The sequence below is a fragment of the Siccirubricoccus deserti genome (assembly GCF_014283215.1).
Classification (GTDB): Bacteria; Pseudomonadota; Alphaproteobacteria; order Acetobacterales; family Acetobacteraceae; genus Siccirubricoccus; species Siccirubricoccus deserti.
Map to the genome: position 1 here is coordinate 1 of NZ_JACOMF010000198.1, position 1,745 is coordinate 1,745.

The following is a 1,745-nucleotide window of genomic DNA, read 5'->3' on the forward strand; positions in this document are numbered from 1 at the left end:
CGCGCCTCCGTCGGCACCTGAAATATGGTTGCTGGGGCGACCTCACCGAGTTCGCCCTGCCAAGCCTCTAGCCGGTCCATGGTCTGCGACAGGATCAGCAACCGCGGCGCCGCTTGTGCGGCCTCCTCAGCCGTTAGGTCGCGGCCGAGTACCCTGCGCGCGAGCCGGCGAAGTTCCTCATCCGTGGGCTCGGCCATGGCCCTACCTCCCTGCTGGTCGGGGAGGATGGCCGGTCGGAGCGGCGGAGGGAAGCGGAACCGCTACAGGCGCAGCCGCCGTGTTTATCAGGCGCGCCTAGCCACCGTGAGCAGGGCGGGCCAGCGGAGCACAATCCCTCCCGCGTCCGCCCTGTAGCGTTCCGCGCCTTCCAGGATGGCCCGCTCGATAGCGCCTCGCGCCTCCGGCGCCTGCGCCTTGATCAGCATCGGCGTGCGCACCGTGCCACGGTGGACGAGGTCCAGGACCGCCTCCGGCGCGCCACCGTTCCAGTGGAGTGGCAGCCGCCAGAAGCTGACCTCGGCGAAACCCGCTGCGAGCAGCGCGGACCGGCACTCGCCCTCGTCGGCGAAGCGGAACATCGGTGGGGCGGGCGGCAGCGATACGGTCATGTCGGCGTGGGCCTGTACCGCCTGCCCGACCAGCGCGAAGAAGTCGCCCTCCGGAGCCCAGGCAGTCGCGGCAAAGCGCCCGGCGCTAGGCCGCAGCACGCGAGCGACCTCGGCGAGTACCCGCTCGGGTCGCTCCATGTGCAGGAGGCCGAAGGAGCAGGTGACGACATCCATGCTGGCGTCAGCCAGCGGGATGGCCTCGGCGTCGCCGACCCGGAACTCGACGCCGGGGTGCCGCCGGGTCGCCTCGGCGACCATGGTCGGAGCGAAGTCCATGCCGACCACTTCGGCGCCGCGCCCGGCCGCGGCGGCGGCGAGCGCGCCGGTGCCGCAGGCGATGTCGAGCAGGCGCACGCCAGGAGCGGCTCCGGCGGCGTCCAGGAGCGGCCCGACAGCCTGCTGAGTGACAGCGCCGAGGGTGTCGTCCCAGTAGCCCGCCTTGTGGTCCCAGCCCGCCAGTTCGGCGTCACGGAAGCTCTGCCCGGCCATTCGGTGCCTCCTTATCCCTCATGCTGCACCGCCGCCTTGCCCATCGCGCGGTGGCCGAGGGGATCGGTCCCAGTGCCGCCAGGGTAGGCGGAGTGCCGCTCTGAAGAAAAGGAGGCCCAGATCAGCAACCTGAGATCAGGACGGTGAGGGTACCATCCGTCTGGCGCTATCCACTAGAAGGCCTGTGCGCGGATAGCACTGGACGTCGGAGCTTGGCTCTGATTCGCTGCGGGTGATCAGCGGCGGAGGGCTCCCATGGCGCGTCGTCAGATTAGCCAAGACACGCTGGTGTTCAGCTCTGCAGGTGCTGGACGGCAGTCGACCTTGGACAAGCTGGACACCTCCGGAAACCCCTCTCCCTGATGCCGTTCGGCTGATTCACTGGGCAGGATCGGCGTGGGGGGGGGTGGCGATGGTTCGGCAGCCAGGGTTCTTCGATGTGGAGGAGCGGCTGCGCGACCTGTCGGCCAAGGGCGATGACCTCGAGCGGATTGCCGAGCTGGTGGATTTCGCCATGTTCCGCGCGGAGCTGGAGCGGGCGGTGCCGCGCGCCGACGGCACAAGGGGCGGCCGGCCTGCCTTCGGTCACGTGCTGATGTTCAGGATCCTGCTGCTGCAGGCGATGCACGGGTTGTCGGACGAGCGCTG

At 69.9% G+C, this 1,745-nt stretch carries 3 protein-coding genes; 1 reads left to right on the plus strand and 2 read right to left on the minus strand.

The window, feature by feature from the left end; translation table 11 throughout:
- Together H7965_RS29740 and H7965_RS29745 are read right to left on the minus strand one after the other, a co-directional pair.
- The coding region (locus tag H7965_RS29740) for a hypothetical protein (protein ID WP_186774076.1) at positions 1-197 on the minus strand (197 nt) is incomplete at its 3' end.
- 87 nt (positions 198-284) lie between these two features.
- Positions 285-1,097, minus strand: a complete 813-nt coding sequence (locus H7965_RS29745; RefSeq protein ID WP_186774077.1) for a class I SAM-dependent methyltransferase — start codon at positions 1,095-1,097, stop codon at positions 285-287.
- 412 nt (positions 1,098-1,509) lie between these two features.
- On the opposite strand from H7965_RS29745, the gene H7965_RS29750 reads away from it, so the two are divergent.
- Positions 1,510-1,745 (plus strand): transposase (locus H7965_RS29750; RefSeq protein ID WP_186774078.1); only part of this gene is annotated, 236 nt, incomplete at its 3' end.